The 16,898-nt window shown below is 48.1% G+C and carries 17 protein-coding genes; all 17 read left to right on the forward strand.

Annotated elements, in window-relative coordinates; genetic code table 11:
* The first annotated feature begins 85 nt into the window (after positions 1 to 85).
* The 17 genes from QA584_RS08640 (at position 86) to QA584_RS08720 (ending at position 16,885) form a co-directional block, all read left to right on the forward strand.
* Positions 86 to 1,960 carry a helicase C-terminal domain-containing protein gene (locus QA584_RS08640; RefSeq protein WP_278275129.1) on the forward strand — a complete coding sequence of 625 codons (1,875 nt, stop codon included), beginning with the start codon at positions 86 to 88 and terminating at the stop codon, positions 1,958 to 1,960.
* Between the two features lie 9 nt (positions 1,961 to 1,969).
* Positions 1,970 to 2,410, forward strand: a complete 441-nt coding sequence (locus tag QA584_RS08645; protein WP_278274117.1) for a hypothetical protein — start codon at positions 1,970 to 1,972, stop codon at positions 2,408 to 2,410.
* A gap of 11 nt (positions 2,411 to 2,421) precedes the next feature.
* Positions 2,422 to 3,093: a hypothetical protein gene (locus tag QA584_RS08650; protein ID WP_278274118.1), complete on the forward strand. Its 672-nt coding sequence runs from the start codon at positions 2,422 to 2,424 to the stop codon at positions 3,091 to 3,093.
* 58 nt (positions 3,094 to 3,151) lie between these two features.
* The gene (locus tag QA584_RS08655) at positions 3,152 to 4,462 is read left to right on the forward strand and encodes a hypothetical protein (protein WP_278274119.1); all 1,311 of its coding nucleotides are present in this window, start codon (positions 3,152 to 3,154) and stop codon (positions 4,460 to 4,462) included.
* Complete coding sequence (locus tag QA584_RS08660; RefSeq protein ID WP_278274120.1) at positions 4,459 to 8,598, forward strand: S-layer homology domain-containing protein; 4,140 nt, start codon at positions 4,459 to 4,461, stop codon at positions 8,596 to 8,598. The genes QA584_RS08655 and QA584_RS08660 overlap by 4 nt, the downstream gene beginning before the upstream one ends.
* Before the next feature lie 75 nt (positions 8,599 to 8,673).
* Positions 8,674 to 9,156: a DUF3846 domain-containing protein gene (locus QA584_RS08665; protein WP_278274121.1), complete on the forward strand. Its 483-nt coding sequence runs from the start codon at positions 8,674 to 8,676 to the stop codon at positions 9,154 to 9,156.
* The gene (locus tag QA584_RS08670) at positions 9,140 to 9,511 is read left to right on the forward strand and encodes a hypothetical protein (protein ID WP_278274122.1); all 372 of its coding nucleotides are present in this window, start codon (positions 9,140 to 9,142) and stop codon (positions 9,509 to 9,511) included. Before QA584_RS08665 ends, QA584_RS08670 begins: the two co-directional genes overlap by 17 nt.
* A gap of 37 nt (positions 9,512 to 9,548) precedes the next feature.
* Entirely contained in the window at positions 9,549 to 10,574 is a 1,026-nt protein-coding gene (locus tag QA584_RS08675; RefSeq protein WP_278274123.1) for a DUF3991 and TOPRIM domain-containing protein, read from the forward strand.
* Between the two features lie 35 nt (positions 10,575 to 10,609).
* A complete protein-coding gene (locus QA584_RS08680) occupies positions 10,610 to 10,951 on the forward strand; it encodes a hypothetical protein (RefSeq protein ID WP_278274124.1) in 342 nt (113 codons plus the stop codon).
* Positions 10,952 to 11,168: 217 nt separating this feature from the next.
* Positions 11,169 to 11,639, forward strand: a complete 471-nt coding sequence (locus tag QA584_RS08685; protein ID WP_278274125.1) for a hypothetical protein — start codon at positions 11,169 to 11,171, stop codon at positions 11,637 to 11,639.
* A 318-nt stretch (positions 11,640 to 11,957) separates the two neighbouring features.
* On the forward strand, positions 11,958 to 12,086 hold the full coding sequence (locus tag QA584_RS08690; protein WP_278274126.1) for a hypothetical protein: 129 nt from the start codon (positions 11,958 to 11,960) through the stop codon (positions 12,084 to 12,086).
* 43 nt (positions 12,087 to 12,129) lie between these two features.
* On the forward strand, positions 12,130 to 13,170 hold the full coding sequence (locus QA584_RS08695) for a DUF5688 family protein (RefSeq protein WP_278274127.1): 1,041 nt from the start codon (positions 12,130 to 12,132) through the stop codon (positions 13,168 to 13,170).
* Positions 13,171 to 13,250: 80 nt separating this feature from the next.
* Entirely contained in the window at positions 13,251 to 13,544 is a 294-nt protein-coding gene (locus QA584_RS08700) for a hypothetical protein (RefSeq protein WP_278274128.1), read from the forward strand.
* A 212-nt stretch (positions 13,545 to 13,756) separates the two neighbouring features.
* The gene (locus tag QA584_RS08705; RefSeq protein WP_278274129.1) at positions 13,757 to 14,251 is read left to right on the forward strand and encodes a hypothetical protein; all 495 of its coding nucleotides are present in this window, start codon (positions 13,757 to 13,759) and stop codon (positions 14,249 to 14,251) included.
* 34 nt (positions 14,252 to 14,285) lie between these two features.
* Complete coding sequence (mobP3, locus tag QA584_RS08710; RefSeq protein WP_278274130.1) at positions 14,286 to 15,497, forward strand: MobP3 family relaxase; 1,212 nt, start codon at positions 14,286 to 14,288, stop codon at positions 15,495 to 15,497.
* A 20-nt stretch (positions 15,498 to 15,517) separates the two neighbouring features.
* Complete coding sequence (locus QA584_RS08715; protein ID WP_278274131.1) at positions 15,518 to 16,189, forward strand: hypothetical protein; 672 nt, start codon at positions 15,518 to 15,520, stop codon at positions 16,187 to 16,189.
* A 12-nt stretch (positions 16,190 to 16,201) separates the two neighbouring features.
* A complete protein-coding gene (locus QA584_RS08720; protein ID WP_278274132.1) occupies positions 16,202 to 16,885 on the forward strand; it encodes a hypothetical protein in 684 nt (227 codons plus the stop codon).
* Positions 16,886 to 16,898 lie beyond the last annotated feature (13 nt).

The raw sequence follows: 16,898 nt of genomic DNA on the forward strand, positions 1-16,898 counted from the left end.
GCTGGATTTGCCTACCCCGAAGTTGAAAACCGGTGCGGTGCAGGTCATCAAGACGGAAATTACACCGGAACAAAAGCGTATTGTCATGGAGCTTGGAGAACGCGCGGAGAAAATCCGAAATGGTGAGGTTGATAGTTCTGAGGATAATTTCCTAAAGCTCACGCTGGAAGCCCGTCTGCTGTCTACTGACCCAAGAGCTATTGACCCGGATTTGCCGGATGACCCCAATACCAAGCTCAATGTCTGCGCCCGGAAAACTGCGGAAATTTATCACGAAACTGCTGAAAAACGGCTGACACAGCTTATTTTTTGCGACCAAGGCACACCTAAGGGAGACGGCAGTTTTAATTTCTATGAAGCTACCAAAGAAGTCCTGATCGCACAGGGTGTAAAACCGGAGGAAATCGCCTTTATTCACGATGCACGGACAGATGTACAACGGGAGCAGCTTTTTGAAAAAGTACGTACCGGAGAAATCCGTATTCTTATGGGTAGCACAAGCAAAATGGGAACCGGCATGAACGTGCAAAACAAACTGATTGCCATCCACCATTTAGATGTGCCGTGGCGCCCCTCCGACCTCATTCAGCGTAACGGACGAATTTTGCGCCAAGGCAACGATAATCCGGAAATCTCCATTTTTAACTATATTACAGAGCAGACTTTTGACGCCTATCTATGGCAGATTTTAGAGCAAAAACAACGATATATCAGCCAAATTATGACAGGGCGCTCTACTCTCAGAAGCTGTGAGGATGTGGACAGCACCATGCTCCAGTACGCAGAGTTCAAGGCCCTTGCTGTTTCTGACCTAAGGATTAAGGAAAAGATGGAAACGGACAACGAAATCAGTCGCATGACGGTGTTAAAATCCTCGTGGCAGAGCCAGCGTAACAGCCTGCAATACGATATTTCAAAACGGTATCCATATGAAATTTCAGGTACGGAAAAGAAGATTGTAAAAATGACCGCTGATGTTGAAACCTACCGACAGAACAAACCGGTGGAATTTCAGATGGTGATTGACGAAAGAAACCATGACGAGCGAACTAAAGCTGCTGAGCATTTTATGGTACGTGCCCGAAAATTGGGGCGTGAAGTGGGTGATACACTGGATATGGGCAGCTATGCGGGCTTTTCAGTTTCCCTGCAACGTGGCATGATGAGCAGTATACGGATTGTTTTGGACGGACAGCGCAGCTATGCCACCGATATGGGAGAGTCCGCCCTTGGAAACATCACCCGTATCGAAAATCTGGCGGATCATATTGCTGGAGATTTAGAAGTTTCCAAAGGTGAGCTTGCGGATTTACACCGGCAGCTTGAGGCGGCGAAGTTGGAAAGCCAGAAGCCATTTCACAGTGAGGAAAAGCTGGCGCAGCTTCAGCGAAAAAAGGTGGAGCTTGATCTTGCCCTAGAGTTTAAAGACAGTGCCGATGAGATTATTGAACCAGATGAAGATAGTACAGAAGAACTGGAAGATGAGACAAATGGCGAGGAAAGCAATTCAGTCACGATACAGCTCTCATCCACTCGGTTTACATTAGAGCAAAAGCTGTATCAAAAGCTGGCGGTTTTTGCAGGCCCGATTCTTGACGGAGAAGCCTATTATATGAAGCTTAAAAGCGACGGCTTTGAGGATTTGGTGCTGGAAGCCATTGGCGGCGGCGAATACAGCATTGCGCATTACTATACTCAAAATGGTGATGCAATGCGTGATCCAGAAATCACTTTTACCATCGACAAACAAAACCTTTCCATTCACCCTACATCGTTCCTACAGGACGATATAGGGCTTTTTTACGAAACAGCACAGGCAAAGCTGTCTATGGTACAGGACTTGAAGGATTTTATGTCGCAGTGGTTCACCAACATTGTAAATCAGGGCTTTGAGCCGGAAAGGGTGTCTGTGTACGCCTCCGAATCGGAAACCGAGGAAGAAAATGAATTTGAGAGGTAGGAAGAATCTATGAATCAGAAATACTTAGCAGTTTACACGCTGGGGCTGGATGAGGATATACAGCTTTGCATCAAGGCGGATGCAGAGAACATAGCCGCGATTATCGCAAAATATCCCTTTGCGCCTAAAATTACCATGGAAACCTTGGATGGGCATTTTCTTTTGAATATCCGGCTGGGCTTCATTGACAAGTGCTACGATCAGAAGTATTTAGCTACCCAGCTTATTCCCGTTCTTGCCTCTATGCAGATGGGCGAACGCGATATACCGGAAATAGTGGCTTTAACCGATTACGCCGAACTGACCACGGAGGATACGCCCCTGCTCCCTGATTGGAACGCTTGGCGCGATTACGGCATTACAGATGAGGACTTTCTGGCATTCCGAAAAAGCCTGCTGGAAATGGAAAATGAACCTGTTGAAGTAGATTCAGAAGAAATGGACAGATAGGAGGGATTTTTTTGAAACATGACATTACCCTGGAATTAGCGGAGCTTTTTTCAAAAAAAGCAACCGCTATGGGCTACTCTGTTCGCAATGAAGCGGAAGAACACGACCCAAAACTACTACTCACCGCTTTTAAGGGACAGGAGGAAATCTGCCGGTTTGAAAAGACCGGTGCCATGCGTTTCTGGCGGGATAGCCCTTTTGTGGAAGAACGGAAAGAACTTCATAGTCTGCTCTTGGATTTAAAGGAACGTAATGACCTGTACCTGAACGCAAAGCCGCTGGATTGTGAGGGTGTCCGGGATTTCCGCCTGATTTCAGAGTTTGGCAACCATCTTCTTGCCGCCAAGCAGTCAAAGGACAACGAAATCCGCTTTGTCACATGGCAGTACGACTATGACCGCACTGGTGTGACCCTCGGACACTACTATGAAAACAATTATCAGGGGGCGCTCAAGGATTTTACCGTGCGTTCCGGCCTGATTGACGAAAATCAGCTTTTCTCAGTGGATGAAATGGCGGTCTTATATGCCTCCTGCGTATTTCGCGGGCGGCATGACGATGACCTGACCTTTGATAGCGAAAAGGATTTGCAGGCCGTCATAGAAAAACTGGAAAGCAATCTGCCCCAGCAGAGTATGGAACAGGAAACCGTACAGGAACAGGAGGACGAACATGGAATATAGCCAGATAAACACCATTACCAAATTCGGCCCGGACGATTATTCCCTGTGGACGCTTACCATGCCCCGAGACAAGATTGGTCAAATCCGGCAGCGTTCCCCCGTTGTTGAGGGGGATATGCGCCGGATTTTCAGTGAAATCCATACCGGCGAGGAACAACCGGAATCCATCTGCAACTTTGTACTTCCTCACAGTAATGGTTTGCGCCTGTTTACGGTTGATATGGGCGAGGATTTTGCAGAGAAAAACAGGCATAACGGCTGCTCTGTCCGTGGCGCCAGAGAGCAGATCATGGCGGATCTGCGGGATACGCTCAAGGAACAGGGATACCGCCTGTATGGGAACGCCAGTTTTCTGAACGTGGATGTACTGGGAACCCTGCAAAAAATTATGGAGCATAACACGGATTACTACCAGTCGGATTTTCAGTACGATGTAACAAAGCTACAGGAGGCCGCTGCTGACCGGAATGCTGACCGGCATTTCTTCTGGCTGAGTCGTGGAAGCGGTACATGGTGCTTTGCGGAACCGGATGTCTATATCAGCAACACCAGTCCGCACAACACATGGAACTATTATGGTGCCGGGAACAAAAGCGAACATGTCAAAACCTTTTGGATTGAACTGAAGGGTATGCGGGATGAAAAGGTTATGGGCGATATTGTGGAGCTGGATTATCAGAAGCATTTGGATTATCTCTGCACCCACTCCTTTGAACCGTCTGCTGTGGAAATCGTATTCAAAAATCCAAATGATGTACGTACCTTTTCTTATCAGGAATACGACCAGAACTTTCAATCCATTGCCCAGCGGTATGGAACCGTAGAACGGGTGGCTTTCCGTGTAACAGACCCCTATGAGTTGTCCCGCGCCGCTATTGAGGCACACGGCCTGTTTTGGGATGCCGCCGAACCTATGGACATTGATACTTATGTAAAACGGTTGGAGCATGATCGGCTCCACGATTACGGTTATACCGCCGATGATTTGGTGCTGACCGGCCCGCTGGACGCAGAAAAAGCGATAAAGAACGGTCTTGCGTGCTATGCCCTTTACCCGGACGGTTCTAAGGAGCTGATTCCCGGAAGGGAGGTCTATCAGGAGCGTCATTACAGAGGCGCTTTATTCGGTATGACGGCAGAGGAACGCTCTATTTTGCAATATTTCAAACAGGACTGTATTCCGCTTTTCACAAAGGAGGAAATGCGGGAAATCTGTTCCCTGGCCGTGCAGGCGGGAATGGAAAATGACCCTGCTCGCAGCAGACTACTTGATAAAATCATTCACAAGGCGGAGTGTATGCTGCCACAGGAAGAACAGGGCTATGCCCCTGAACAGGAAAATGAATATAACCGGGAGGATTTGCGATGAAGAAAAAAATGAACCCTCAGACCAAGCGGGCGGTTATGGTGCTATCCATAATCGCCCTTCTTATTTTAATTGCCGGTATCGGGAGCTGCTCCATGCAGCTCCGTCAGTCAGATGACCGTCCGGCAGTCACAGACGAACCCAATCATCCAAGCGCAGTTTCTGATGATGAAACTGTGACCCTCCCAAAAGACAGGGAGAGCAGCAATGAATCAGATACCCCCTCTGATTCTTCTGATGCTGATGAAAAATCGGAGGATGGTAAATCAACTGAAATACGGGACAGTCAGGACAACAATAACACATCAAACCCTACCAAGCCATCTATCACACCCAAACCAGTCACCCCAACGCCAAAACCGGCTGACCCGTCCGTGCCAGTGAAGCCTGCACAGCCTACACCGACCCCCACAGTTCCGGTGAAGCCAACGGAACCCACCAAACCAGTAAAGCCGACAGAGCCTGTAAAACCCACAAACCCTGACAACTCCGATGATGACGATGACAGTGGTTCTGGAAGTGGCGGTTCTGGCGGTGGTCATGTCAGCTATCCCGCCGCTGTGGTAGAGATTATCACCCCGGAATACAGCCATGCTGGTACAGAATTTGAAGTAAAAACGTCCCTGCGCAATGTGAAATCGCTGGAATGGACTGTTACGCAGGACGGCGGCGATGCCAAGGAAAGTGATTTCCTGAAAGGTACTCTGGATAAGAATGGCGGGAAAATCACAATTACGATGCCCGGAAGTTACATTTTTACCGCCGCCGCAAAGAATTATGGAGGCAGCACCTATACCTTTACCAAGACCGTCATAATCTACCCGGTGTTTGAAATAACCGTATCTGCCGGTCCGTATGCTCATACCGATCAGGCGTTTACCGTCAGCACCACCCTTTCTGATAATGTAAAACAGCAGCTTAACTGGCATATCTACAAAGACGGGAATGAAGTAAGCTGGGAGGATACCGTCATCGGTACGCTTTCCAACACAGGCGGTTCCATTCAGTTAAAGGACAAAGGGAAATACACCTTGAAAGCCATGGCCTTTGATGAAACCAGCCGGGAGTTTTTCAGTAAGGCGGATATTGAGGTACTACCTGTTGTGGAACTCAGCCTTCAAGTGCCAAAAACGGCTCATACGGATACCCCTACCGTTATTACCGCCGAAACCAAGGAGCTGGGCGAGCTTTCGGTAAATTGGAGTGTTACCAAGGGCGGGCAGGAAACGGCTCTTTCCGACTGTGCCGAGGGAACGCTGGATAACGTGGGCGGCAGTGTTCGTTTCCGTGAAAAAGGCGTTTATGCGCTGACTGCCGCTGTTACAGACAAATCCGGCAGAGTGTTCACCGCCACAGAAGAAATCAAGGTATACCCGGTTGCGGCATTTTCCTTTACCCTGCCGGAAACCGCTCACACCGATAAGGCCGTCACGGTATCGGTTACTTCCAGCGAATTGCAGGATATGAAAGCTGAGTGGATGATTCTCCATAATGGAGAAAGCGTACCGCTTGCGGATGTACTGGAGGGGACGCTGACCAATGAGGGCGGATCTGTCCGCTTTACAAAAAAAGGCGGCTATACCCTTAAAGTCAAGCTTATGGACGAAACCGGGCGCACATACACCCATGAGGATAGTATCGTGGTATATCCCGTTGCGGAAACCGGCTTCTATCTGCCTGAAAAGACGCACACCGATACCGCAGTGGAGGTAAAGACCTCATTCAAGGAAGCGGACGGATTGAACGCTGTTTGGAGCTTGAAAAAGGGCGGGAAAGAAATTCCTCTGTCCGACGGCTTTGACGGAACGCTTGATAATAACGGCGGTAAAATTCGATTCCAGACCGTGGGGAGCTATGAGCTGACCGCTACGGTTACGGACGGTACGGGACGCAGTTTTACCTACACGGCACCGGTCACAGTGTACCCTGTTATCACCGTTTCTATGGAGCTGAGAAAGGAAACCCATACTGACCGAGTGGGAACGGCTTCTGTAACGCTGACAAATGCCGGGACACTTCCGGTAGCTTGGAGCATAAGCAAAAACAATATTCCTGTCACTGCTGAAAATACCCTTGATCATGAGGGCGGTACAATCAGCTTAACGGAAAAGGGATATTACGCTGTTACCGCTTCTGTCACCGACGAGGCCGGACGAACTTTCTCCGACAGTAAAAATATTAATGTATATCCAGTGCCGAACATTGCTTTTGACCTTGCAGAAGCCGTCCATACGGATGATGTGCTGTCGGTCAACACGGTCCTTACCGACATGGAGGACTTAACAGCAGTATGGTATGTGGATAACACCTATGGTTTTCAGGATTGGGATACTTATGTAGACGGTAAGCTGACCAACAATGGCGGCTCTATCCGTTTTAAGCGTGCAGGCGTATATGATTTGCAGGCCCGTGTGACTGATCCGACCGGGCGGGTGTTCCTCTTTAACAGCGGAAAAGTGGAAGTCCTGCCTGTGCTTTCGTTGTCCTTTGAATTGCCTGCTAACGGCTACACTGATACGCAGATTGATTTGCGTACAAGAGGCAACAACAATGTTCTGCCGGTGGAATGGACGCTGATGAAGAATGGCGAGATTATCCCATTGGATCAGGCAGTCAGCGGCACCCTGAACGCACAGGGCGGCAAAATCCGTTTTCCGGAGGTTGGCGAATACCGCCTGACTGTATCCATGACCGATGCGCTGGGCAGAGTATTCAGTTACAGTGGAAAAATCAGCATCTATCCCCTTTATAACTGCAATTTCTCCATGCCGTCTACCATTCACACCGGGCAGAGCTTTGCCGTAAATATGGGCAGCGATGTAAAACTGAATGGTAAATCTATCGCTTGGTCGCTGACTAAGGACGGCAATTCAGCGGCGGTTTCCGAGTTTTTCAAGGGAAGCTTGGGTAACAATGGTAGTACGGTACACGTTGATGTATCCGGCAGTTACACGCTCACTGCAACGATAACAGATGAGCTGGACAGGGCTTTTACTGCTGCTCAGACCATCACCGTTACCAATACTGCTCCGACGAAGCCGACACTGACGGCCAATGTCACAAGAACATACCTGAATGGAAAATTCCTTGTAAACCTGACTGCCGCCAGCACCGACCCGGACGGAGATATGGTTTTCTACGAATTTGACGGAAAGGCTGCGGATAACTACTATGCCCTTGGTACGCATACCGTCAAGGTTCGGGCAAAGGACAGCTATGGCGGCGTATCTGACTGGACGGCTGCCACCTTCGCCGTTTCAAATGCAGCTCCTTCCAAGCCGATGATTAATGCCAGCATAACAAGGAATGTGAAAAGCGGTAAGTTTTTGGTGAATCTCTCCGTCAGCAGCACAGACCCTGATGGCGATTCCGTGAGCTATGAATATCAGAATAAGGCCGCCGATAATTATTATTCGGCAGGCACTCACACGGTACAGGTACGGGCAAAGGATAATTACGGCGGTATGTCGGAATGGGCGCAAACAACCTTTACAATTTCCAACTCCGCACCGACCACGCCTGTGATTACCAGAACGCCAAACGGCAACAGCGTAGCACCCGGAACAGCAGTTACCATCAGAGCAGCTTCCACCGATCCTGATGGTGATGCCATTACTTATGTATGGGAAGGGCGAAATGCTGAAACACAGACCTATCCCCTTGGGAAAAATATTGTTCGTGTTAAGGCAATAGACAGTACCGGCGCTGAATCTCCATGGACGGCGATTATCTTTTTTGTTGCTGATCCGAACCGTGGCGGCGGTATGACCCTGACCGGCCCGGAATCGACGATTATTGAAGATGGTGTAGATGGCGCAACCATTACCTCATGGACATTTACGGTTCCGCAGGTCAGCGGACACAGTGCCAGCTATGATTACGGTCAGGTTAGAGGCTACAACCGACTGACCGGAAAATGGGAACAGTTGCCCACAGTATCCTTCGATTCGTCCATCGGATCATCTTTTGCCGCCACAGACGGCAACCCCGCGCGTGTTTACAGCCATAACGGTGTGTACATGTACGGTACGTTGCAGGCAGGAATTTATACCAAGCTTGAGTTTTATTACTTTACGCCCCATTCTTGTATGTACAATAAGAGCAATATCACATACAGCGTGGAATTTTTCTTTGAATAGTTAAAAAACATTTGCTTCGGGGCATCGTCGATAATGATGGTGCCCTGATATTTTTTATTAGAACAGGAGGTCAAAATGCAGGATTTTATTGAGCCTGAGCAGGCAAAACAAGAAAAAGAGAATCAAATCCGTGTGTTGGTATTGGAACCGGGTAAAGCACCCTATGCCAAGCAGATAGAGAATGACTACCGGGCAATGCAGAAGTTGGTGGACGGCTGTATCGAGTTTGTTCCTCTACCGGAGCCTGACTGCCACCTTTACTGCAACGACGAAGGCAAGCTGAACGGTATGCCCGGAAACCGCCGCCTGGATCACGGCGATATTATCTGCGGCACATTTTTCATCTGTGCTGACGATGGAGAGGGAAATGATATTTCTCTGAATGATAAGCAGCTCCAATACTACGCCGAACGGTTTCAGGAGCCGGAACAGTACACCGATAAGGAAGCCCATCATTTTGAATATGAAATCAAGGTGATGCCGCCTGCAAGCAATGACATGGAAGATGTTCTGCGTATGCTGGGGATTTTGGGCGGCAGCGATGAAATGGAACGATAAGCAGGAGGAATATGCCGTGATCCCCGGTGTAGTACAGGGAAAGAAAACCGGAGAAATTGCGATTGCACTGCTGGGAATAGACCTGCAATCCTCCGGTGAACACTGCCAAACCGAATTTTTATGTAAATACGGTGTGATTTCGCAGGGAAATAGTGATTTGCCGAAAGCTCTATCAGGTGAAATAACCGCAAGGTATCTGCCCTATGATTACTGCTATACGGCGGATATTCCCGGCGATATTCATGTTTCCAAGCACAGGCTGCCGGAGGGCATCAAGGAAATTCTGCAAACCTTTCAGGAGCATACCGCAGAGCTTTTGTACAATGGAAATTCAGATATGGACATGAAGCGTTGACCGCTCTGTTTGCAGGGCGTTTTTCTATTGGAGGTGAGTGGATTTGAGAACACAGTCAAGGCCCATGCCGTTTACTGAGGAACAGATGAAACAGGTCTTTGACACGAATATGATTGATTTTGCCGTACAGAACGGCTTTCAAATTGAAAAGGGCGACCGCTACTCCGTTCATGTAAAGAACAGCGGCGGTCTTTATCTGTTCAATCACGGCAGGGGCTACTATTGCTATACAACGGAGCGTAAGGGAAACATCATTGACTTTGTAAAGGATTATTTCGGACAGGACTTTAAGGGCGCTGTGGAAATGATTTTAGGCTGCCGTGCCTATGAGAAGATCGAGCATTATATCCCGCCCAGCGAAAAAAAGCCCAAGGGCGAACTTGTTCTGCCGCCTAAAGACAAGGATTTTAACCGTACAATTGCCTATCTGACCCAAACTCGTGGCATTGACAAGGAAATCGTTTATGCCATGATAAATGCCGGTAAGGTCTACGGAGCTAGAACAGAGATAAAGAAGGATGGGCAAACCTACTCCTTTCACAACTGTACTTTTGTAGGCTATGATGAAGCTGGTAAGCCCCGGTATTGCGCTCTGCGGGCTCCCAGCGCAGACAGCAGCTTCCGTCAGGATGTGGAGAACTCGGATAAGACCTACGGTTTTTGTATGGAGGGAAAATCAAACCGGGTATACGCCTTTGAAGCACCTATTGATGCCATGAGCCATGCTACTCTTTGCAAACTTTATAGCATTGACTGGCGGGAGGATCACCGGGTTGCCGAGGGCTGCTTGTCGGATAAGGCGCTGTACCGTTATCTTCAGCACCATCCCGAAATTACCGAGATTGTATTCTGCTATGATAACGATATGAACGGCAAACTGAAAGACGGTACACCCCACAATCACGGTCAGGTACAGGCGGAGCTTTCCGCAGAAACCTTTGCAGATTTGGGCTATAAGACCATGATACAAACACCGGTCAATAAGGATTTTAATCTTGACCTCCTTGCATATAGAAAAGTATTGACACAGGAAAAGCGAATATCGGAAGAATGGGAGCGATAATCAGTCAGGGAGGGCCTTGGAGAAAGGAGGCTACTATGCGCCCAGTTTATATTTGTCAGCTTTCCGAGAAGGAGCAGAATGAGATACGGAAGCTGCTGGAGGGCTTGATTCTCAATGGCTGCGGCGGAGATAAGTCTGAGGTGCAGCGTTACTATGGCATGAGCTTTGAAGAGGTGGTACAGAACGGTATGGATTCCAAGATTGTGGATTTAGACTGTCTGATGGTTTTCTACGCAGAGGAATATCAGACCTCCTGTGCGGCTGAACAGTTTCGTCTGGCTGATGCTGCTGTGATCTCCCGTATTCTCAGGGAAGCAAGAAAGCATGAAACAGATAATCCATTTATTCCATGTCAGGAAGATGAATGGGAACGGTAGTATAGACTTTTGTTTTCGCTTTTTCAGTAAGCGGAGCGACTACGCCCCTGTCGGGAAACGGCAGGGGCTACTTAATGCCAAAATCTCAGATTTTGGAGTTAAGGCAGGAATAGGCGGGTTCCACCCGCCAAGAAAACAGCTTACAGGCAAAGCCTGTAACGGGGTTCCCCATCATATAGAGGTGTTCTAAACGGAACACCGTGGAAAGGAGGCTGCTATGCCTGAAAAAAGCCTGAAACGCTCTATTAATTTTTCACCGGAAACCTTAAAGACACTGGACACTCTTGCTGCTAAGAACGACACAACTACTTCGGAGCTGGTACGTCAATTTGTGGAGAAAGGACTTTCCGTGGAGGGATACCGACAGGATATTGATTTTATAGCCAGTATTATCCGGCAAGAGCTAATGGCAATTTACCACATTGAGGACATCAAAGCAGTTGTAGAGCAGCAGACAAACCGTATTGCGAAAATGCACATGAAATCTGGTAAGATTGACGCTGCCGCCTTTTTCCTACTCATTAAAGTTTTAATCAACATCGCTCATGAGGGCACAGAAGATCAGTTTGACCAAATGCTGAATGAGGCTGTGACGCTGGGTGTGGACTATATGCAGAAAAAAGACTTTCAAATCAATAGCTTTTTGCAGGACACGGACAATCTACGCCGCCTTGCAGATAAGTTGTAACGGAGAGGGGTTGCTAATGCTTGAAAAGGATACAAAGCAGTTAGAGGAACTGCTGTACAAAATCCTCTCGGCTGGAAATGTCCACCGGAAATTGATGGGGGATATATTGACGCATGCGGTATTCGGTCACTGATAGAAAAGCCCTACCGCTTGCAAATAAACAATGAGATCGACCGCAGGCTGAAAGCACTGCATGAAATCGCAGAGTCCCTGCGGTTGTGAGACTGCCGGGGCGAATATATTTCGTCCATTACTTATCTGACAGGAATTTCTAAGTAAACCCAGCTTGCGTTTGGACGGCGGCATGGACTGGAGCAGATGCTGGAAGCGCCCAAGGCCATAGAAGCTACCGAACGCCAGACAAAACGGCTTATGCTGGTGGCTGAATTTATAGCACTTTACCTTTCCTTCAGTGGGGATGCCGTTTCAAAGCAGGAAACTAATTAAGTGGGCACCTGTAAAGTGTGGGCAGAAAGAAAGGAGTAGTTTCATGAATTTGATGAATTATCAGGAATTTTTAGATGAAGTGAGTAAACAAGTGAAAGATTATTTTCCAAAAGAATATCAGAATGCCAAGGTGGAACTGAATCATATCGTAAAAAACAATGATCAAGAGTTGGATGGGCTTATCATAAGACGTGAGCAGGACACAGTAGTGCCACAGATTTATCTTAACGGATATTTTGAGCTATACGAAAACGGTGTCAGCTTGTCAGAAATATTGATGGGTATCTACGCAAGTTACTTTCAGAATGCAGTCCGGTCCTTTGAAAATCTACCTGAGAATGTATCAGACTACGAGCAAATCAAAGATCGGATTGTGCTTCAACTGGTCAATCAGGATATGAATCAAGCCTTGCTGGAGGAGGTCCCCGGCAGAGAAATTCCAGATACAGATTTAGCCGCTATCTTTAAAATTCCGCTCTTTACTGACGAACGTGGGACAGCCACCATACGAGTGACCAAGGAAATGATGGAACAATGGGGGCAGGATCAGGAAACGGTATATCAGGATGCCCTTGCCAACACGGAGCGGGAAAATCCGGCGCAGCTCACAACATTAAGTGCCATGATGGGCGAATTATTTGGACTTCCTATTTTTCAGAATGAAGTGAAGTGGGAAAAGCCGGAAACCTGTAAAATGGAGCCGTATGAGCAATATGTACTCACCAATCCAGATAAAATGTTTGGGTCTGCTACCTTGCTGTATCCAGAGGTGTTGCAGCAGCTTTCCGATAATATGCAGTCCAATCTTTTTATTCTACCCAGCAGCATTCATGAGCTGATTTTGATGAGAGATACCGGGGAATTGAATGCAGTAGAGCTTCAGTCTATGGTCATGGGCGTAAATCAGGAAGCTGTACCAATAGAAGATCGCTTGTCAAATGAAGTCTATTACTATAACGGAAAGAAACATACCTTTTCCATGGCAACTACGAGGGAGGAAACTGCCGAATTGTTGAAAAGCTTGCAGGAATCAGTGGACTTCACGGCACAGGAGAACGAGCCTAATATGGAACAGGAGTTATAAAAAAGCCGTTTTCCATAAATGCCAATTCAAAGCGATTTTATCAGCTTCTATTACGAAGCGGAACAGGAGTATTAAAACCCATGACACAAGCAGACAGATATATGAAACTGGCCGCATTGACTAAGAGGACGGATACCATAGATTCATCATATCATGCGGCTTTTTATCTGCTGTCCCATGACCCGGAGTTGTTTGAAACGACCACCCGATATGTTACGGTGGACGGCATCGGCTTTACCGGGCTGAAACGGGCAACCCGTGATTATGACGAGCGCACACGACAGGTTGTGGACATTGCCCACAGCCTATTTTCGTGGAACAGCAAATGCAACGCTATCCTTTTGATATTTCAAGGCGGGGCTATCCTTACATGAAACTGGTGTGCAATGCCTTTTATATTGCTGCCGGAGAGGTTCAGGTGGTGCTTATGCAGGGGTAAGACAGAGAGGCAAAAATGGCTTTGGACGGTTCCCATTATCAGAGAACCAAGCGTGTTTACCGGCAGTTTGAGCAGCTTCAAAGCGCCATGGCTGCGGATATGGGGCACAGGACGAGGCCACAGAGCCGGAAAGGTAAGGTGATTTTTATGATTACAGGAGTAATCCTTTATGAGAACGGTACGTTGGTGGTGGAGTTTCCTTGCAAGGCGTATGATCTGGCTTCGAATTTAGGCAGCATCGGTGTTCGCACTCCCGCATCAGAGCTTTCGGCTTACGGCACGGAACAGATTGAAGTGAAGCTGGCTGCCAATGAACCGGTTGGCGAGCTGATCCTGTCAAAGCTCCGGGACGGTGATACCTTGTCCGGCGTGAATTTGGCCTGTCAGGAAGTGAACCGGGTTTGCCCCTTTGGGTATGAGGAATTTTTGGATATGCTGGGGGAAAGACCACAGGAGCCATACAACCGCTATGCGTTTTATAAATCCTTTGAAACTCTGCCGTCCAGCACAGCGGAGGGCGTGAAATTCATTCTGGAGGAAACAAGGCGATACCGCACAACCATGGAGAATTACGCCCTTGTGTGCAAAGCTGCCGAGGACGAGGAATACAGCCAGCCGGGGGACGAGGACTTAGAACGGTAGCTCATTCGGATGGAGGTGATTCCTTATTTCCAGCTTGGTCTATAAGCAACGGTTCAAAAATCCTAACTATAAAAGTACGGCGGGCAAAAATTACGCCCATGTGCGCTATATTGCCACCCGCCCAAGAGTCGCAAAAAATGAGGGCATGGCCCATGGCTTGTTTGGAAAGCTTACGCCTGGTCCTATCACCGAGTTTGAGGACTGGCGGGATGTGGCAAGGCTGGTGTATGCGGGTTCCAAGAAGCATATTACCATGTACCGCAGTATCATTTCCTTTGATGAGGAAACAGCCGCCGAACTTAATCTGACGGATCAGAAAGCGTGGCAGCGCTACATTGAAAACCACATGATGACCATTGCCGAGAAAAACAATATCCGACGTGAGCATTTGCAGTGGGCATGTGCGCTGCACAAGGAAAAGCACCACCCCCATATCCATGTAGTGTTTTGGGATACCTCGTCACAGGTCAAAAATCCCTTTACCCCTCCCGCTGTTCCAAACGCAATCCGCAGACAGCTCATTAAGGATACTTTTGCCGATAAAATCCGAGCCTTTGGCGAGCAGAAAAATATAGCCGCCGCCGATATGCGGATAATCAGCAATGAGTTGGTGGACGAATTTGAACAGCATTTGCGCAGGCTTCATAAAAACCAATATAAGCGGCTGCGGGAGGATTATGACGAGGATCATGAACTTTCCGGCAGCTTTGATTTTGATGATGAGATTTTGAATGAAACCGCCGACCGGGTATTCAAAATCAAGTCGGCTTTGCCGCCCACCGGCAGGATTGCATATCAGCTTTTGCCCCCTGAAATCAAAGAACAGGTAGACCAACTGGTTCTATATCTTCTGAAAAGTACCCCTGCTCTCAGGGAGCAGAAAGAAAGCTACATTGACAGCAAGATAAAGATGGCGCTGCTGTATGGCGGCAGTGAGGATTACTTTGAAAAACAGAGGGAACGCTTTGCCGGGGAAGCGGATAAGATTATCGCAAACCGGATTTTGGGCATGGTAAAGGCTCTGAACCGCATGGATTCCGAACTGTGCCGTGAGCAGTACCAAAGCGCCCGCCGGGTCTATTATGCTGAGCGTATGCTGATGGAAGCCTTGGATATGCTCTCCGCTTTAAGCCGCGACAGTGACCGGCGCTTTGAGGATTGGCAGAAGCTCCACCACGGGAATTTATCGAAAGAAGCCAAAAAGGAACTGTTTTTGAAATATCAGGATAAGGGCTATGAACATTAACCATCAGGGAGGAAAATGGATTGAAAACAAAAAAAGAATTTTTTGACGATTTTTTCATCCGGCTGACCGATAACGGCTTTCGGGTGGAACGTATCATGGAAAGCGACATTGCCGCTGAGGTGTATGACGAAAGCTCCCTTTTCTGTGTGATTACTCAGGACGGGGAGCTTGTTTTTGAAAAATATGAAAGCGGCAAAGCAAGAGCTTTGGAGCAGGCCGGTGAGGAAGCCCGCGCCGCGCTGGCCTGCTGTACACAGGCTCCCTTTGTGGATATGGAGCGGATGGAGCCTGTTTTGCTGACAGGAGGCTCCTACATCAAGGTGTTTGAAAGCGCCGGAACTGTTCTGCTCTGCCGCCGTACCGGATTATTCGGATATGAGTTTGTCACCTGTCAGAAAGCATTTCCAAAGCACAACAGCCGGAAATATTACCGGGAGCTGCTGTTCTATGATCCGGCGCAGGCGCAGGACAGCTTTATGGAGCGCAGCGGCCTGAAAATGGCTCCGGCTCTCACCTTTTCCCATGATGAGCTGCGTGTGCTGGTATCCTGCTGCGCAAGATGCGTCATGCTGGACAACGAACTGGACAGCGGCAACGAAAGCCGTATCCGGGCGTTAATGGCAAGGATTGAAGAAAGCCTGCCGTCCCAGCCCGAACTTTCCCCAAGAAATTATTTTCAGAATGAAATGTAAAGGAGTGTGCCTATGAAAACCAAAACAGAGTTTTATCAGAGCTATTTTGAAGCGCTGCAAAAGAAAGGCTTTACCGTCCAGCCCTCCACCTCTCCCGATTATGTGGCGGATATTTACCACAAGGATAAGCTAATCGCCTTTTTTACAAAGAATGATACGATCATGAAAAATCCCTTTGTGGAGGTACAGGATAAGCTGATGGACAGGGTTCAGACCCTTGCCAAAACTACGGCGGTCGCCTGCGGAATCTGCTCTGATAAGCCTTACGATGAGGAAACTGCTGTAAAGCTGCCGAACAATCTATACAAAATAAACGAGCATAACGGTGTGGTGCTGGCCTGCAAGCACCATCCGCTGTTTGAGTATGTACTTTGCACCTATCGCAATGATGAGAACAAAAATCCCATCCAGCGGCAGTATTTTTACAATAAGGACGCCGCCTTTGAGAGCTTTGCTACCCGAAGCGGCCTGATTGATGAAAAACGGCTGTTTTCCGAAACGGATTTGAAGATTATTCATGCAGGTCTTATAAAGATGCGTACCATTGACAGCGATCTGACGCAGGACGACCTTAATTCCGTGGAACGGCTGGTGGATAAAATTGAAGATATTATCCCGGAATTGCAGAAAAAAGAAAAGGCCCTTGATTTTTCATGGCTCTTTAATAACATGGAGCGCGGCATTGAACGGGAATAAAAAACTGCCGCAA

Origin of the sequence: Anaerocolumna sp. AGMB13025 (assembly GCF_029689925.1) — a bacterium.
Classification (GTDB): domain Bacteria; phylum Bacillota; class Clostridia; order Lachnospirales; family Lachnospiraceae; genus Anaerocolumna.

Bases quoted from the DNA above. Each gene is read 5' to 3' on its own strand.
- QA584_RS08670 (WP_278274122.1), top strand. From the start codon at position 9,140: ATGAAATGGAACGATAAGCAGGAGGAATATGCCGTGATCCCCGGTGTA.
- QA584_RS08660 (WP_278274120.1), top strand. From the start codon at position 4,459: ATGAAGAAAAAAATGAACCCTCAGACCAAGCGGGCGGTTATGGTGCTA.
- QA584_RS08665 (WP_278274121.1), top strand. From the start codon at position 8,674: ATGCAGGATTTTATTGAGCCTGAGCAGGCAAAACAAGAAAAAGAGAAT.
- QA584_RS08655 (WP_278274119.1), top strand. From the start codon at position 3,152: ATGCCCCGAGACAAGATTGGTCAAATCCGGCAGCGTTCCCCCGTTGTT.
- QA584_RS08690 (WP_278274126.1), top strand. From the start codon at position 11,958: ATGCTGGAAGCGCCCAAGGCCATAGAAGCTACCGAACGCCAGACAAAA.
- QA584_RS08645 (WP_278274117.1), top strand. From the start codon at position 1,970: ATGAATCAGAAATACTTAGCAGTTTACACGCTGGGGCTGGATGAGGAT.
- QA584_RS08680 (WP_278274124.1), top strand. From the start codon at position 10,610: ATGCGCCCAGTTTATATTTGTCAGCTTTCCGAGAAGGAGCAGAATGAG.
- QA584_RS08640 (WP_278275129.1), top strand. From the start codon at position 86: ATGGAGCTTGGAGAACGCGCGGAGAAAATCCGAAATGGTGAGGTTGAT.
- QA584_RS08700 (WP_278274128.1), top strand. From the start codon at position 13,251: ATGACACAAGCAGACAGATATATGAAACTGGCCGCATTGACTAAGAGG.
- QA584_RS08705 (WP_278274129.1), top strand. From the start codon at position 13,757: ATGATTACAGGAGTAATCCTTTATGAGAACGGTACGTTGGTGGTGGAG.
- QA584_RS08685 (WP_278274125.1), top strand. From the start codon at position 11,169: ATGCCTGAAAAAAGCCTGAAACGCTCTATTAATTTTTCACCGGAAACC.
- QA584_RS08720 (WP_278274132.1), top strand. From the start codon at position 16,202: ATGAAAACCAAAACAGAGTTTTATCAGAGCTATTTTGAAGCGCTGCAA.
- QA584_RS08695 (WP_278274127.1), top strand. From the start codon at position 12,130: ATGAATTTGATGAATTATCAGGAATTTTTAGATGAAGTGAGTAAACAA.